Annotated in this window: 13 protein-coding genes; 2 read left to right on the top strand and 11 right to left on the bottom strand. The window is 72.9% G+C overall.

All coding sequences use genetic code 11. From position 1 onward, the window contains the following. Positions 1-87 precede the first annotated feature (87 nt). The 4 genes from C6C15_RS12050 to C6C15_RS12065 all read right to left on the bottom strand — a co-directional run bounded on the left by C6C15_RS12050 (position 88) and on the right by C6C15_RS12065 (position 4,784). Complete coding sequence (locus tag C6C15_RS12050; protein WP_105950216.1) at positions 88-1,890, bottom strand: thioredoxin domain-containing protein; 1,803 nt, start codon at positions 1,888-1,890, stop codon at positions 88-90. A 40-nt stretch (positions 1,891-1,930) separates the two neighbouring features. Then, entirely contained in the window at positions 1,931-2,500 is a 570-nt protein-coding gene (gene msuE, locus C6C15_RS12055) for an FMN reductase (protein WP_105950217.1), read from the bottom strand. A gap of 165 nt (positions 2,501-2,665) precedes the next feature. Further along, entirely contained in the window at positions 2,666-3,502 is an 837-nt protein-coding gene (locus C6C15_RS12060; RefSeq protein ID WP_060923596.1) for an aldo/keto reductase, read from the bottom strand. A gap of 55 nt (positions 3,503-3,557) precedes the next feature. After that, a complete protein-coding gene (locus tag C6C15_RS12065) occupies positions 3,558-4,784 on the bottom strand; it encodes a heparan-alpha-glucosaminide N-acetyltransferase domain-containing protein (RefSeq protein WP_217584163.1) in 1,227 nt (408 codons plus the stop codon). A 66-nt stretch (positions 4,785-4,850) separates the two neighbouring features. Between C6C15_RS12065 and hrpA the strand changes: the two genes are divergently transcribed. Next, the gene (hrpA, locus tag C6C15_RS12070; RefSeq protein ID WP_105950219.1) at positions 4,851-8,897 is read left to right on the top strand and encodes an ATP-dependent RNA helicase HrpA; all 4,047 of its coding nucleotides are present in this window, start codon (positions 4,851-4,853) and stop codon (positions 8,895-8,897) included. Between the two features lie 23 nt (positions 8,898-8,920). Next, entirely contained in the window at positions 8,921-9,865 is a 945-nt protein-coding gene (locus C6C15_RS12075; RefSeq protein WP_105950220.1) for a quinone oxidoreductase family protein, read from the top strand. Positions 9,866-9,946: 81 nt separating this feature from the next. Here the strand turns inward: C6C15_RS12075 and C6C15_RS12080 are convergent, their stop codons facing one another. The 7 genes from C6C15_RS12080 to C6C15_RS12110 are packed head-to-tail and all read right to left on the bottom strand — an operon-like array spanning position 9,947 to position 16,419. After that, entirely contained in the window at positions 9,947-10,516 is a 570-nt protein-coding gene (locus C6C15_RS12080; RefSeq protein WP_105950221.1) for a hypothetical protein, read from the bottom strand. A 58-nt stretch (positions 10,517-10,574) separates the two neighbouring features. Next, positions 10,575-11,183 carry an alkylhydroperoxidase domain protein gene (locus C6C15_RS12085; protein ID WP_105950222.1) on the bottom strand — a complete coding sequence of 203 codons (609 nt, stop codon included), beginning with the start codon at positions 11,181-11,183 and terminating at the stop codon, positions 10,575-10,577. After that, positions 11,180-11,863 carry a CMD domain protein gene (locus tag C6C15_RS12090; RefSeq protein ID WP_105950223.1) on the bottom strand — a complete coding sequence of 228 codons (684 nt, stop codon included), beginning with the start codon at positions 11,861-11,863 and terminating at the stop codon, positions 11,180-11,182. Before C6C15_RS12090 ends, C6C15_RS12085 begins: the two co-directional genes overlap by 4 nt. Beyond that, positions 11,860-12,927 carry a putative FMN-dependent luciferase-like monooxygenase gene (locus C6C15_RS12095; protein WP_105950224.1) on the bottom strand — a complete coding sequence of 356 codons (1,068 nt, stop codon included), beginning with the start codon at positions 12,925-12,927 and terminating at the stop codon, positions 11,860-11,862. The genes C6C15_RS12090 and C6C15_RS12095 overlap by 4 nt, the downstream gene beginning before the upstream one ends. Further along, entirely contained in the window at positions 12,924-14,552 is a 1,629-nt protein-coding gene (locus C6C15_RS12100) for a dipeptide ABC transporter ATP-binding protein (protein WP_105950225.1), read from the bottom strand. The genes C6C15_RS12095 and C6C15_RS12100 overlap by 4 nt, the downstream gene beginning before the upstream one ends. Continuing rightward, the gene (locus C6C15_RS12105) at positions 14,549-15,442 is read right to left on the bottom strand and encodes an ABC transporter permease (protein ID WP_105950226.1); all 894 of its coding nucleotides are present in this window, start codon (positions 15,440-15,442) and stop codon (positions 14,549-14,551) included. Before C6C15_RS12105 ends, C6C15_RS12100 begins: the two co-directional genes overlap by 4 nt. Further along, positions 15,439-16,419 (bottom strand): ABC transporter permease, encoded by a 981-nt coding sequence (locus C6C15_RS12110; RefSeq protein WP_105950227.1) that lies wholly within the window; start codon positions 16,417-16,419, stop codon positions 15,439-15,441. Before C6C15_RS12110 ends, C6C15_RS12105 begins: the two co-directional genes overlap by 4 nt. Positions 16,420-16,435 lie beyond the last annotated feature (16 nt).

Here is a 16,435-nt window from a genome sequence, read left to right on the forward strand (position 1 = left end):
CTCGAAGCTGCGCATCGCGCGCACTCGACGGGCAGACGGAGGCCGCGCGGTAGGCAGAATGCACAGCGCTGCGCCGGGGAAGGGCGCTCACCGTGCGCGCGAGACCGCGGCCGGATCGCTCACCGGCAGGCGGCACACGAAGGCGCGGCAGTCGTAGGCGCGCTCGGCGGTCGCCTCCTTGCCGTCGAACAGTTCGAACCCCGCGGCGGCGAACCCCGCGGCCTGCGCCGGCGTGACGATCGCGACGACATCGGCATCGGACCCGCGGGCGGCGGCGGCGAGCGCCCCACCCGGCTCCTCCGTCACCACGACGAGCTGCCGCGGTGCCGCGGCGAGTCCGGCGGCGACCCGCAGCAGACTGCCGTGGGCGAAGGGCTGGGCGAGGGCCCGGGAGGCGAGGGCCTCCACCCGCTCGGCCGCCGCCGCGCGATAGCGGTCCCCCGCCCCGAGCCGCCAGGCGGTGAGCGCAGCCTGCGCGACCGCGGCCGTGTCCGAGGGAAGGTCGCCGTCGGTGTGGTCGGGCGAGGCGGCGATGCCCTGCGCGCGGAGCAACGGGTCGTCCCCCGCGGCGCCGTCCAGCACCTCGTCGAGGAGGCCCAGGGCCGTGACCGCCGGAGCGACGTCGCCGGCGGCCGCCGCGAGGGCGAACAGCCCCTCGGCGAGCAGCGCGACGTCGGCGGCCGTGGCGACCGCGGCGGAGGCCCGGCCGTCCAGCGATGCCCGCACGAGCGCGCCGTCGGCCCCGCGATTGGTGCCGAGCACGGCGGCGGCGGCCTCCGCAGCGGCGGCGATCCACGCGTCCTCGCCGAGTGCCGCGCCCGCGCGGGCGAGTGCCGCGATCGCGAGGCCGTTCCATCCCGTGATGACCTTGCCGTCCACCGCCGGCGGCTCCAAGGCGGTGCGCTCCGCAACCGGACGGAGGTAGTACCCACCCTCGTTGCGAACGCCGTCGATCCACGACTCGGAGTCCTGTGCGGCCCCGAAGCCCCCGTCCGCGCGCCGCAGAGTGCCGAGCAGGAAGCGGGCGATGCCGCGGGCGGTCTCCTCGTCGCCGGCGTCGAGCGCGACCTCGAGCAGCTGGGCGTTGTCGGTCAGCATGCGCTCGTAGTGCGGCACCGTCCAGTCACGCCGGGTCGCGTAGCGGAAGAACCCGCCGTCGGCGTCACGCAGGTCCGAGTTCGCCATCGCCGCGAGGGCGCGTTCGGCCGCAGCCGCCGCCTCCGGTACGGCCGCGCGGATGAGGGGCTCCTGGAGGAACCGCAGGGTCGTGGCCACCGGGAACTTCGGAGCTCCGCCGAAGCCGCCGAACTCCGCGTCCTCCCTGGCAGCGAGGCCGCGGGCGGCTTCCGCGAGGGCGGCGGTGTCCGGCAGGGTCGATGCCGTGGCCTGCGAGGCCTCGGCGAGCGCCGCGGTCACTGCGTCCGCGGATTCCTCGGCCTGCGCCCGTCGCGTCGTCCACGCCTCGCGGACGGCCACCAGCACATCGCGGAACGCGGGCATCGGCGGTCGCGCCTCCGGCGGCCAGTACGTCCCCGCGTAGAAGGCGCGACCGGCGGGCGTGGTGAACACCGTGAGCGGCCAGCCGAGATTCTGCGTGAACGCCGACGCGGCGGCCATGTAGGCCCCGTCGACGTGCGGATGCTCCTCGCGGTCGACCTTCACCGCGACGAACCCCTCGTTGATGCGGGCGGCGGTCTCCGGGTCGGCGAACGACTCGCGCGCCATCACATGGCACCAGTGGCAGGTGGAGTAGCCGATCGAGATCAGCATCGGCACATCCCGGCGGCGGGCCTCGGCGAAGGCCTCCTCCCCCCAGGGGTACCAGTCGACGGGATTGTCGGCGTGGGCCCGCAGGTAAGGGCTGAGGGTGTCGGCGAGACGGTTCGTCATGCTTCCACGCTACGCCGGGGTCACCGGCTCCGGACCCGGGTCAGCCGACGAGCAGCTCCGCGGGGCGGGACAGGGTGTAGCCGACGAGCGGGAGGGCCCGCTCGGCCGCGAGCGCGATCCGCGCACGCAGCACGTCGGTCGCCACCTCGTAGCCGTCGAAGTCGGTCGTGCTCGCGTACACGCCGAGCGGCAGCGTCAGGGCCTGGAAGAACGCGAACAGGGGGCGCAGCTGGTGCTCGATCATGAGGGCGTGCCGCTCGCCCCCGCCGGTCGCGGCGAGGAGCACCGGCGTGCCGACCAGGGCGTACTGGTCTACGAAGTCGAACAGGTGCTTGAACAGCCCCGTGAACGAGGCGCGGTACACCGGGCTGCCCACGATGAGGAGGTCGGCGGTCTCGATCGCCCGCAGGTTCGCCTCCACCTCCGGCGGGAGCTGGTCACGGGTGAGAGCACCCGCGAGGGAGGGGCCGACCTGCGTGAGCTCGATCAGCTGCGCCTCGACCGGGGCGCGCTCGGCGACCGCGGCGGTGATCGCACGGAGGAGGGCGGTGGTCTTGCTCGGCTCGTGGAGGGAGCCCGAGACGGCGACGACGCGGAGCGGAGCTGTCATGGGCTCGACGGTACCCACGCGGACGCCCCGTGTCGCGCGAAGCGACACGGGGCGTCATGTGGAACGGAGACGAGCCGCGGGCCGCGGGCTCGGGAGCAAGGCTCCGGTCAGTGCTGGCTCGGTGACGGCGTCAGTGCCGAGCCCGCGGCCGGTATGAGGGCGGGATCAGTTGACCTCGTCGGGGTGCGAGCCCACGCGGCCGGAGCCGTCGAGCGGGTCGAGCGCGTCGATCGCGGCGATCTCGGCGTCGGTCAGCTCGAAGCCGAACACGTCGAGGTTCTCGCGCAGGCGCTCGGGACGCACCGACTTCGGGAAGACGATGATGCCCTTCTGCAGGTGCCAGCGCAGGACGGCCTGTGCGGGGGTCACGCCGTGGGCGGCGGCCGCCTCCGCGATCGCCGGGGTGCCGAAGAGGTCGTACTTGCCCTGGCCGAGCGGACCCCAGGCCTCGATGCGGACGCCGTTGGCCTCGGCCCACGCGACCTCCTCGCGGCGCTGGTAGGCCGGGTGCAGCTCGATCTGGTTCACAGCCGGGACGACGCCGGTCTCCTTCACCGTGCGCTCCAGGTGCGGCACGAGGAAATTCGAGACGCCGATGCTGCGGGTCAGGCCCGCGTCGCGCAGCTCGACGAGCTTCGCGAACGCGTGGACGTAGTCGTCCTTCGCCGGGGTGGGCCAGTGCACGAGGTAGAGGTCCACCTGCTCCAGGCCGAGCTTCTCGAGGCTCTCGCCGATGGCGGCGCGGGGCTCGTCGTCGTGGTGGCGGTCGTTCCACAGCTTCGTGGTGACGAAGAGCTCCTCGCGGGGGATGCCGGAGGACGCGATGGCCGCGCCGACGCCCTCCTCGTTGCCGTAGATCGCGGCGGTGTCGATGTGGCGGTACCCGATCTCGAGGGCCTCGCTCACCGCCTTCTCGGTCTCTGCCGGCGGCACCTTGAAGACGCCGTAGCCCAGCTGGGGGATGGAGTTGCCGTCGTTCAGTTCGAGTGCAGGAATGGTCATCCCCCCAGCCTAGGACCTGTGATGACAGGTGCGCCCGTGTGGATGACGAAAAGCGTCAGCGGCGAGGGACGGCCGCCATCGCGGCGGCGCCCTTTCCGACGAGGCGTTCCAGGGGACCACGTCCGACGAACATCGCCCACAGCGTCGTGACCAGCAGGAGTCCTACGGCGGTGAGCGCCCAGAAGGCGTTGTCCGCGATGAAGCCGCCGGGACCCGCGACGAGGACGACGGAGACGACGTGCAGGCTGTATGCCGTGAGCGGCATGGACCCCAGCGCACCGAGGGGCAGCAGCGGCCAGCGCAGCGGACGGCTCAGCAGCAGGCACAGCGCGACCACCGCGAGGGCGAAGCCACCGGAGCCCAGGATCTCGGCGGTGCCACCGCTGTGCGGGTCGACAGCGAAGACCGCGCGGACCATGGAGCCGAGCGGATCCGTCGCGGCGAGCGCCTCGGGATAGCTCTCCCAGCCGGACGGCGGCATCACATCGTCGGGGATGAACGACGACGACAGGCTCTCGTCGGGAAGGATCTCGATGCTCTCGCTCCCGGAGGAGGCGCTGGTCGAGGAGACGATCGATCCCGTCTCTCCCCCCAGCCCCGCGCCCGCGCCGAGGGCGCCCAGGCCGTAGCCGATCGCGGCGAGGACCACGCCGACGACGAGGGCGACGACGGCCGTGCGCACCTCCTGCACCCGGAGCCGCCCCAGAGCCATGCCGCCGAGCACGAGCGCCAGCCACACGGTGATCGGATAGGTGCCGTAGAGCACGAACCCGATGCCCGCGCCGAACGGCTGCAGCGCCACCGCACTGAGCAGAGCGAGCAGCGCCGGACCGGCGAGGGCGAGGACGGCGGCGCCGAGGAGCAGCTGCCGCGGTCGCCACCGCAGCACGGGGATGACGGCGACGTAGAGCAGGCCGTACAGGGTGAGGATCACGGCGATCGGCGTGTTGAGGAGCTCCAGGGCGAGACCGATCACGAAGATCACCGCGCCGCGGCCCACGAGGTTGAGGCGGATGCTCGGCAGGCGCTCCCGCTCCGGCAGCACGTCGCGCCCGGTCATGAGGGCGATGGAGACGCCGGCGAGCAGCGCGAAGAGGATCGAGGAGCGGCCGTGCACGAGGTCGGTCCAGGTGGTCGGGTCGCCCCACTCGAACGCCTCCGTCACCCCGACGTGGGCACCGGCCATGCCGAGGATCGCCAGACCCCGCGCGACGTCGAGACCGAGGATGCGCGGCGGCCGCCCGAAATCACGGAACCAGCGCACGGGGCGGAGAGCAGTCATCACCCGATGATCGTATGCGGCGATCGCGGCGACCCCGGTGCGCATCCCGGCATACGATGGAGGGCTATGTCCTCCCCCGTGATCTCCTACCCTCCGGAGCTGCCCGTCAGCGCGGCCAGGGACGAGATCACCGACGCCATCCGCGACCACCAGGTCGTCATCGTCGCCGGTGCGACCGGATCGGGGAAGACCACCCAGCTCCCGAAGATCGCGCTGGAACTGGGCCGCGAGCGCATCGCCCACACCCAGCCCCGCCGCCTGGCCGCCCGCACGATCGCGGAGCGCGTGGCCGAGGAGCTGCGGGTCGAGCTCGGCACCCTCGTCGGCTACAAGGTGCGCTTCACCGACAAGGTCTCCGATGAGACGCGGATCGCGCTGATGACCGACGGGATCCTCCTCAACGAGATCCACCGCGACCGGCTGCTGACGCGCTACGACACGATCATCATCGACGAGGCGCACGAACGATCCCTCAACGTCGACTTCCTGCTGGGCTACCTCGCCCGCATCCTTCCGGAGCGTCCTGACCTGAAGGTGATCATCACCTCCGCCACGATCGATCCGGAGAGCTTCGCCCGGCACTTCGCCGCCGCCGACGGCACCCCCGCGCCCGTCATCGAGGTGTCGGGGCGCACGTATCCCGTCGAGATCCGCTATCGCCCGCTCGTCGACGAGGACGCGGAGCAGGACGCCGTCGGCGAGCCGGAGGACGAGGTGAGCGCGATCGTCGCGGCACTCCGCGAGCTCGACCGGGAGGCGCCCGGCGACGTGCTCGTGTTCCTGCCGGGCGAGGCGGAGATCCGGGACGCGGCCGACGCCGTGCGCGCCGCCTACGCGAAGGACCGTTCGCCCACCGAGGTGCTCCCCCTGTTCGGCCGGCTCTCCGCCGCCGAGCAGCACCGGGTGTTCGAGCGCAGCACCGTGGCCGGCGTCCGTCGCCGCGTGGTGCTCGCGACCAATGTCGCCGAGACGAGCCTCACGGTCCCCGGCATCAAGTACGTCATCGACACCGGCACCGCACGCATCTCCCGGTACAGCAACCGCTCGAAGGTGCAGCGGCTGCCCATCGAGGCCATCTCGCAGGCCTCGGCGAACCAGCGCTCCGGCCGCGCCGGCCGCACGAGCGACGGCATCGCCATCCGCCTGTACTCCGAGGAGGACTACGCGCGGCGTCCCGAGTTCACCGAACCCGAGATCCTGCGCACCTCCCTCGCCTCCGTCATCCTGCAGATGCTCGCGCTCGGCTTCGGCGACATCACCGCGTTCCCCTTCCTCACCCCGCCCGACTCCCGGGGCGTGAAGGCGGCGTTCGACCTGCTCACCGAGCTCGGCGCCCTCCGCCCGGCGCGGGGGCCGGACGACGGCCCCCGGCTCACCCGGATCGGACGCGACATCGCCCGGATGCCGATGGACCCGCGGTTCGCGCGCATGCTCATCGAGGCAAGCCCTTCGACAGGCTCAGGGACCCAGAGGGGGGCAGGCCCTTCGACAGGCTCAGGGACCCAGAGGGGGGCAAGCCCTTCGACAGGCTCAGGGACCCAGCGGGGCTCAGGCCCTTCGACAGGCTCAGGGACCCCGTCGGTGCTGCGGGACGTGCTCGCGATCGTGGCGGGGCTGTCCATCCAGGACGTCCGGGAGCGACCCGAGGAGCGCCGCGAGGAAGCGGACCGCCTGCACGCGCGCTTCGTGGATCCGACGAGCGACTTCCTCACTCTCCTGAACCTCTGGAACCACCTGCGCGAACAGCAGCGCGAGCTCGGCTCCAGCGCATTCCGCCGGCTGTGCCGCAGCGAGCACCTCAACTACGTGCGGGTCCGCGAGTGGTTCGACGTGCACCGCCAGCTCCGCACGCTCGTGAAGAACCCCGACCGCGGGGCGGAGCCGGGCGGCGCGGGCGATCCGGACGCCATCCACCGCGCGCTGCTGTCCGGCCTGCTGTCGCAGATCGGCATCCTCGACGAGCGCACCGCCCCCGCGGGGAAGGCTCACTCCCCTGCGAAGGACGCGCGCCGCCGGATCACGGAGTACCGGGGCGCGCGGGGCATCCGGTTCTCGATCTTCCCGGGCTCAGGGCTGCGCAAGAAGAGCCCCCGGGCGGTCATGGCGGCCGAGATCGTGGAGACCTCCCGCACCTTCGCCCGCACCGTCGCCGCCATCGACCCCGCCTGGGCCGAGCCCCTCGCCGGCGACCTCGCGAAACGCCAGGTCACCGAGCCGCACTGGTCCAAGGACGCCGGAGCCGCCGTGGCTTTCGAGAAGGTCACCCTGTTCGGGGTCGAGATCATCCCGCGCCGGCGGGTGCAGTTCGCCCGCATCGACCGGGCCGCCTCGCGCGAGCTCTTCGTCCGTCATGCGCTCGTCGAGGGCGAATGGGACCCGTCCCGCATCGACAAGCGGGTCAGTGCGTTCTGGCGCAGCAACGCCGAGCTCCGTCGCCGCCTGGAGAAGCTCGAGGAGCGCGAGCGGCGCCGCGACATCCTGGCCGGCGATGAGGCCGTCTTCCGCTTCTACGACGAGCGCATCCCCGCCGACGTGTTCGACGTGCGGTCGTTCGAGAAGTGGTGGCGCGAGGCGCTGACGACGACGCCGAAGCTGCTCGTGATGCGCGAGAGCGACCTCATCGACGACGAGGACCGCGCCGACCAGCGCGAGTTCCCGACCCGGTGGACGCAGGGCGACCAGGTGCTCGGCCTCGCGTACCGGTTCGAGCCGGGCGCGCCTGACGACGGCGTGAGCGTCGTGCTGCCTCTGCCGCTGCTCGCCCAGATCGAGGACCGCGGCTTCGACTGGCAGGTGCCAGGGCTGCGCGCCGAGCTCGTCACCGGACTGCTGCGTGCGCTGCCCAAGGCCATCCGGCGCCACGTCGTCCCTGCCGCCGACTGGGCGGAGAAGTTCGGGGCGGCGCTGGCCGACGAGGGTCCTGAGGTGCACGGCGGCCTCCCCCCGCGCACTCTCAAGGAGGCGCTCGCGCGGCTCGTGCAGCCGCTCGCGAACCAGGTGGTCACGGCCGCCGACTTCGACGACGAACGGGTGCCGGCGCATCTGCGCATGAACTTCCGCGCCGTGGACGAGCGGGGACGCGTGGTCGGGTCCGGCCGCGATCTCCGATCGCTGCAGGCTCAGCTCTCCGACCGCGCGCGCAGCAGCGTCGCCCGCTCCATCGCGCGCCCCGGGCGTGCGGAGACACCGGGACCGCGCGGGGCGGAGCGCGTGGCCGCCGCTCCGGTCGAACAGACCGGGCTGACGGCGTGGACGTTCGGCGACCTCCCGGCGGTCATCGACACCAAGGTCGCGGGCGGAGTCGTCCGGGGGTATCCGGCGATCGTCGATGCCGGCACGAGCGTGTCGGTGCGGGTCGAGGCGACTCCCGACGCCGCGGCCGCCGCCACGCGCGACGGCGTGCTCCGTCTCGTCCTGCTCGCGGTGCCGTCGCCGTCCTCGTACGTGCAGCAGCACCTCACCAGCCAGGAGAAGCTCGCACTCGCCGCCTCGCCGTATCCGTCGGCGGCCGCGCTCATCGAGGACTGCCGGGCCGCCGTCGCCCGTCGCGTGATCGACGCGTCGACCGGCGGCGCCGACGGCCGGGACCGCGGCGTCGTGCGCACCGAGGCCGAGTTCGCGCGGGTGCGCGACGCCGTGTCCGCCGTGCTCGTCGACGAGCTCTTCGCCTGCGTCTCCCTCGTCGCGCGCATCCTGACGAAGGCGCGGGAGGTGGAGCGCAGCATCAAGTCCCAGAACGCGCTGGCGCTGCTCGGCCCGCTGAACGACATCCGCAGCCAGCTCTCCGGACTGCTCCACTCCGGCTTCGTCGCGGCGACCGGGGTCGACCGGCTCGCCCACTTCCCCCGGTACCTCGACGGCATGATCGACCGGCTGAAGACCCTCGCGAACGAGCCGGGCAAGGACCGCGCGCGGATGACGGAGTTCGAGCGGATGGCCGTGCTGTTCGCGGACGCCGGGGGCACGATCCCCCTCGCGCCCGACGCTCCGCCCGCGATCGTCGAGGTGCGCTGGCTGCTGGAGGAGTACCGGGTCAGCGTCTTCGCCCAGCGTCTCGGCACCGCGCAGCCGGTGTCGCCGCAGCGGATCACCAAGGCGCTCGCGGGGAAGTGACCCCCGCCGGGTAGCCTGAGGGCATGGCCCGCGCGATCGTCTACACCGAGTTCGGATCCCCCGCTGTCCTCCACCTGATGGAGGTGCCTGACCCCGTGCCCGTCCGCGGCGAGGCGCTGGTGCGCATCGAGGCGGCCGGCGCCAACCCCATCGACGCCAAGCTCCGCGGCGGCAAGCGCCCCTCCGCGCCGATCACCGAGCCGCGTCCGGTCGGGTTCGACGGCGCCGGGGTGATCGAGGTGCTGGGCGAGGGCGTGGACGGGTTCGAGGTCGGCGACCGCGTCGCGATCCGCGACACGCTCGGGACCTACGCCTCCGCCCTCGCGGTCGAGGCCGACAAGCTCGTGAAGCTCCCGGACGCCGTCACCGCGGCCGAGGGGGCGGCGATCGGCATCCCGGCCGGCACCGCCTACCAGTCCCTCCGCTCGCTCGCCGTGACGGCTGACGATGTGCTCCTCATACACGCGGGCTCCGGCTCGGTCGGCCAGGCCGCCGTGCAGTTCGCGGTCGCCTGGGGCGCGACCGTGATCGCCACCGCGAGCCCCGCCCGGCACGACCAGCTCCGCGAGCTCGGCGCGATCCCCGTGGCCTACGGAGACGGGCTGCTCGACCGCGTCCGCGCGGCGGCCCCCTCCCCCGTGACCGTCGTCCTGGACTGTGCGGGCACCGACGAGGCGATCGAGACCTCCCTCGCCCTGGTCGCCGACCGCGACCGCATCGCGACCATCGTCCGCGGCCCCGACGCGGCCGACTTCGGTATCCGGGCGTTCTCCGGCGGCTCGCCCGAGCCGCTCACGCCGCAGGAGCTGGAGTGGCGCGCCGAGGCGCTGCAGAAGACGGTCGACCTGCTGGCCGCGGGCGACTTCACCATTGAACTCGGCCCGGAGCTGCCCCTCGACCAGGCGGCACGGGCCCATGAGCTCATGGAGACCGGCGCTGCCTCGGGGAAGATCATCCTCGTCCCCTGAACTCGACCCTGACAGAGCGTCGGGCGGCACCCCGCACGCGGCGTTGGGCGGGTCCTGCCGCGCCCAGGAGACACTGATCGGTCAGGCGGCTTTCGGCTTCCGGCGCGGTGGAAGGCGAAGATGCATGGTCGCGAACGCCAGCACAGCAAGGGATGGCACGAAGAGTCGCGCGTCCGGTACATAACCGTCACTCACAGGCCATCCACTCTGGGCATAGCGAACCGGTCCCGCTTCGCCGACGACGTAGGACAGAAGCAGACCGCCCGCAGCGACTCCGAACAAGGCGAAGAACCACCCTGCGTGTCGAAACCACCACCGACGTGCCCGCGGCACGATACGCAGAGGCAGCCCGGCCAGGAACGCCAGGATCGTGAGCGGAGTGGAGAAGACCGCGAATCCGATGATCTGCAAGCCCTCCGTGTACCCGGCCGCGGTGGTCGACCAGATCGCTATCGCGACATACGTGGTCAAGCCGGTGAGGAAGACTTGCGCCGCCACCAGGAGCCGATCCCGTTCGGTCTCGGCCGCGGCCCCCTGGTGTGGTGAACCAGGCACACTGGTGTCGAGCTGGTTCTGAGACGTCATGTTCGGATCGTAGTGCTCCTGCTCGGAGCACCAGACCTGCCCCTCGCCGAGGCGGCCCAGGTCCATGAGCTCATGGAGACCGGCGCCGCCTCGGGGAAGATCATCTTGGTCCCATGACCCGCGGTCAGGCGGGAGCGACGGGGCGGCCGAGCGAGAGCATCAGCCGGTTCGCCCAGTTGAAGAAGGCCGCGCCGTGCACGACGTCGGCGATCTCGAGGTCGTCCAGTCCGGCCGCACGGAGGCGCGCGATGTGCGCGGGACCGAACGCGCGGGGCGTGTCGGTCAGCGCGACCGCGGCGGCGACGATCGCGTTCCAGCGCTCCCCCAGATCCGTGTCCACGCCCTCGGCGAGGAGCGCGTCGACGTCCCCCGGCCGCTTGCCGTGATGCGCCGCGAACCGGGAGTGCACGGAGACGCAGAACACGCAGCCGTTCCGACGGGAGGCGGCCGTCGCGGCGAGCTCCCGCTCGGCGCGGGGAAGCCCCTCCGCGGTGTTGTAGAAGATGTCCTTGTCGACGAGGGTGCGCGCGCGGAGCACCTCGGGGTCGCGCGCGAGCAGCCGGAAGTACTCGTTCTTCGCGCGGGCGGCGTCGACGAGGCCGTCGAGGTGTCGCGGGGTGAGATCCTCCTCCGCCAGCGGCGCGAGGTGCGGCGTCCAGCCGACCTCGGCGCGGGTGAAGGCGTCGGGATACGGGGCGTCGTCGTGGCGGAGCACGGTGTCGGCGGCGGTCATGCGGCCTCCTCGTCGGTGTCGGTGTCGGTGACGGTGTCGGTGTCGGTGTCCGTGTCCGTGTCGGGGTCGGTGGAGGCATCTGTGGCGGTGGCGGTGAGTCCGGCGTCCTGGAGCACCCGCAGGCCGGTGACGACCCGCTGCTGGAAGGCGAGGAACGACACGAGCTGCGACAGTGTCACGATGCCGTCCGTCGACCAGCCGGCGTCGTGCAGGCGGCCGAGATCGGCGCCCGATGCCTCGCGGGGACGGAACACCAGCAGGTGCGTGTGCGCGAGAGCCGCCGCGAGGCGCTCCCCCAGGGCGGCCGACGCCGCCTCGTCCGGCACGTACCGCGCGCCGTCGGTGCTCTCGGCCTCCAGCCCGCGTTCGGTGTAGGCGCCGAACGGTCCCGTGGTCGCGGCGGCGTCGGCCACTCGGGCGACGATCGCGGCGCGCTCCGGGTCGATCTCGCGGGCCCTCTCGGCGTAGAACTCCGCCGTGTGGTCGTCGGCACCGGCGAGCGCGGTCGCGAACGCCGCGATGAGCGCGCGCTCCGCGAGCGACACGTGCTCCGCGGAGACCGGGTGGAACAGCGCGTCGAAGCTCGCCTGGAGCTGCTCCCTGGTCACGGGACGGCGACGACGCAGCGCATCCAGCTCCGGCGTCACCCCCGTCAGCTGGTCGACGATGTCGGCGGTCATGCGTTCTCCTTCACGGTGGGGGTGTTCTCGGTCGTGCGGGTGCTCTCGGGATCCGGCGGACTCAGCGCGTAGCCGAGGGCCGGGGCGACCTCCGTCGCGAACAGCTCGATCGAGCGCAGGACGTGGGCGTGCGGCGCGTCGACCGAGTGCACCTGGAACGCCACCTCGGTCGCGCGGTGCAACGTGGCGTCGGCGGCGAGCGAGGCGGCGACCTCCTCGGGCGTGCCGAGATGCGTGTCGAGAGCGGCGATGAGGTCGTCGAGGTCGTCTCCGGGGATCGTCTGGCCCTGCCGACGGAAGCCCTCGGCCGCGCGCCGCAACCCGACCTCGGCGAACCGGAGCGCCTCGGCGCGGTCGTCCGCCACGAACACGGTGCGGGAGGCGGTGATGCGCGGGGTCGCCTCGGCGGGGAGCGCGTCGAGGTACGCGTCGATGATGGGGTCCTGCAGCGCGGACAGCGGCGCGTGCAGCCGGTCGTGGGGGCGGGGCTGTGTGCGGGACAGGAGCAGTCCGTGACCGTGGACGCCCGCCCGATGACCGCCGGGGGCCGAGAACGTCGCCTGCCAGATGCGCGCGGCCAGCGACCCTGCGTCCGGATACAGCGTGTTCCCCGCACCGATGTCCCGGCCGGCGAGAGCGTCGAGCAGGAGACTGAGCTTGCGGTCGTAGGTGGGCCCCTTGTCGCGCACGTCCTCCCCGAAGGGCGCGAAGGATGACGGGGTACCGCCGCTGCCGAGCCCGAGGTCGATCCGCCCGTCGGCGAGCAGGTCGGCCACCACGGCGTCCTCGGCCACGCGGACCGGGTCTTCGAGGGGCAGGGTGATGATCCCGGTGCCGAGGCGGATCCGCGAGGTGCGTGCCGCCGCGTGCGCGAGGAAGACGAGCGGCGAGGGCAGCCCGCCTTCCGCAGCCCGGAAGTGGTGCTGCGCCACCCACGCCCTCCCCACGCCGTGCTCCTCGGCGTGCTGGATCTGCGTCAGGGCGAGGCGGTAGCGGTCGGCCGGGGACGCGTCGTCGAGGAGCCGCGTGAAGAACGCGACGGTGGGACGAGGGGTGGTGCTCATGCGAGGATCTCCGTTCGTCCGGGGACCGCGGCCAGCAGCTCCCGGGTGTTCTCGTGCTGCGGGTCGTGGAACAGCTCTTCGGTCGGCCCGTCCTCCACCACGCGCCCGCGGTGCATGACGGAGACGGTGTGGCTGATGCGGCGCACCACGGCGAGGTCGTGCGAGATGAAGAGGTAGGTGAGTCCGAGCTCGGCCTGGAGCGCGGAGAGCAGTTCGAGGATGCGTGCCTGCACCGTCACGTCGAGCGCCGACACCGCCTCGTCGAGCACGAGGATCTCCGGGTCGACGGCGAGCGCCCGCGCGATCGCGACCCGCTGGCGCTGCCCGCCGGACAGCTCGCTCGGGGTGCGGCGTGCCGCATCCGCCGGCAGCGCCACGCGTTCGAGCAGCGCGACCGCCCGATCCCGACGCTCGGAGCGGGTGCCGACGCGGAAGTTGTGCAGCGGCTCGGCCACGATGTCGGCGATCTGCTGCCGCGGGTCGAGGGAGGCGAACGGGTTCTGGTACACGAGCTGGATCCGCCGGCGCAGCGCACGCAGTCGCGCCCCCTCGACGGCCGTCGCGTCCTCCCCCGCGAGCTCCACGGTCCCGGCGTCCGGACGGAGGAAGCGCGTGACCAGGCGCGCGGTCGTGGACTTGCCCGATCCGGACTCGCCGACCAGGGCATGGGTCGTCCCGCGCCGTACCCGGAAGGAGACGTCGTCGACCGCCCGGAAGCGCTCACGACCCGCGACCCGGAACTCCTTCACGAGGCCCGCGGCCACGATCTCGTAGGGCTTCTCGGCCGCCACCGCCGCGGCATCCCGGAGGAACGGCGGCGCGTCCGGACGCCGGAAGCCGGTCGTGAAGGCCGGCGCGTCGGTGAGCAGCTGCCGCGTGTACGGGTCTTCCGGATCGGCGAGCACCTGCGCACTCGGCCCCTGCTCCACGATCCGGCCGTCCTTCAGCACCGCGATCCGCGCCGCCCGGTCCGCGGCGACGCCGAGGTCGTGCGTCACGAGCAGGATGCTCGTGCCGTCCTCGCGCTGCAGTTCGTCCAGCAGGTCCAGCACGCGGCGCTGGACCGTGGCGTCGAGGGCGCTGGTGGGCTCGTCCGCGATGAGCAGCCGAGGGCGGAGGGCGATCGCGGCCGCGATGAGCACGCGCTGCCGCATGCCGCCGGAGAGCTCGTGCGGATACTGGCGCGCCCGCAGCTCGGGGTCGTCCAGCCCGACGCGCTCGAGCAGCTCGAGCACGCGGGCGTTCCGGGAGCGACGGTCGCGATGCCCGTGCAGGCGCAGCACCTCGGCGACCTGCACGCCCACGGGGCGCACCGGGTCGAGCGACGTCGTCGGATCCTGCGGCACCAGCCCGATCTCCGACCCGCGGATGCCGCGGAACGCCCGATCCGACCATCCGGAGATGTCGAGGTCGCCGAGCCGGACGCGGCCGCCCTCGACCCGTCCACCCTCCGGCAGCAGGCCGAGGAGGGCGTGCGCCGTGGTGGACTTGCCGGAGCCCGACTCGCCGACCAGGGCGAGCGTCTCCCCCTCGGCGATGGCGAACGAGAGGCCGTGCACGACCTCGCGGCCGGCGTACGAGACCCGCAGGTCCGTCGCCGTGAGGACGGGGGTTGGCGCGCTCATCGGGCGCTCCTTCCGAGCCGGTGGCTGATGCGGTTGGCGCTGAGCACGACGGCGACCACCACGAGGCCGGGCAACGCCGTGAGCCACCAGGCGGTCGCGATGTAGTTGCGTCCCTCGGCGATCAGCAGCCCCCACTCGGGGGTGGGCGGCGGAGCGCCGTAGCCGAGGAAGCCGAGGGTGGAGATGGCGAGGATGGCCGTGCCGAACTGCAAGGCGGCGAGCGCGACGATCGGGGTGAGGGCGTTCGGGAGCACATGCCGGCGCAGCACGGCGACGAAGGTGCCGCCGCTGCCGAAGGCCGCCTCGACGTACTCGGTGCGGCGCACCCGTGCCACCTCGGCGCGCATGAGCCGGGCGAAGGCGGCGACGCTGCCGAGTCCCACGGCGATCGCCGCGTTGACGGTGCCGAAGCCGAGCAGGATGATGACGGAGAGCGACAGCAGCAGCCCCGGGATGGCCAGCAGCACGTCGACGATCCGCATCAGCACGTCGTCCACGATGCCGCCGGTCGCACCGGCGACGGCCCCGAGGAGCGTGCCGAGCGCGAGGCCGACCGTCACGGCGATGAGCGCACCCGACAGCGAGTGCACCGCGCCGTGGACGACCCGGCCGAACAGGTCGCGGCCCAGCGCATCGGTCCCGAACCAGTGCGCGGCGCTCGGGGGCAGGAGCTTGTCGGCGGGCACGCCGGTCAGCGGATCGCCCGGCGCGAAGACCCCCGGGATCACCGCCCACAGCACCGCCACGGCGACGACCGCGAACGCGAGGTACAGCCCCCAGGCGCGCGACCGCCGTCGCGGATGGGATGCGGAGACGGGCGCCGGGGCGGACGGCGCGGGCGGGGCATCCGACGTCTCGACCGACGTCTCGGCGATGACGGGAGCGGTCATGCGGGCACCTCCTGGGCGGCGGGACGGACGGGGCGGGAACGGGCCGCGCGCGCCGATCGCCGCTGCCGCGGGTCGATCAGGGGCGTGGCGAGGTCGACGGCGAAGCTGATCACCACGAACCCCAGGGCCGACAGCAGCACCACCCCCTGCAGCACCGGGATGTCCTGGTTCGCGACCGCCTGCTCCGTGAGGCGTCCGATGCCGGTGCGGCCGAAGACCGTCTCGGTGACCACCGCACCCCCGACGAGCTCTCCGAACAGCACCCCCGCGATGGTGAGCGTCGGGACGGCGGCGTTGCGTGCGACCGCGCGGGTGAGCACCCAGGCCGGCGGCGCGCCCTTCGCCCGGACCACGGTCACGAACGGCTGTGCCTGCACCCGGTCGATCGACCGGACCAGCACCTGGGCGAGGGGCGCCGAGATCGGCACGGCGAGCGTGAGGACGGGGAGGATCAGGCCGCTGACGGGATCGGCTCCCACGATCGGCACCCAGCCGAGCCCGAACGAGAACACCTGGATGAGGAGGATGCCGAGCCAGAACACCGGCACCGCGACGAACAGCCCCGGCACCTGCCGCAGACCGTCCCGCAGCCAGGCGAAGGGCGCGAGCGCGGAGAGCGCCGCGATGAGGACCGCGATGAGGACGGCGACCACCAGTCCGAGCGCCGCGAGCAGCAGCGTGGCGGGCAGCGCTTCGGCGAGCATCGTCCGCACCGGCGTGCCGTACTGGGTCGAGTAGCCGAAGTCGCCGGCGAGGAAGCCGAGACCGGCGTGCAGGTACTGCTCCCCCCACGGCACGTCGGCACCGTAGGTCGCGCGGATGTCGTCGAGCTGCTCCGGCGAGAGCCCCAGGCTCGGGTCGGAGAACTTGATGAGGATGGCGTCTCCCGGCAGCAGCTGCAGCAGGAAGAACGTGGCCGTGAAGGCCGCGATCAGCACGATCGCGGCCTGCCCGGCCCGTCGGAGGACGAAGGTCATGGGGTCACCGTGGTCC

The sequence above is a fragment of the Microbacterium sp. str. 'China' genome (genome assembly GCF_002993305.1).
Taxonomy (GTDB): domain Bacteria; phylum Actinomycetota; class Actinomycetes; order Actinomycetales; family Microbacteriaceae; genus Microbacterium; species Microbacterium paraoxydans.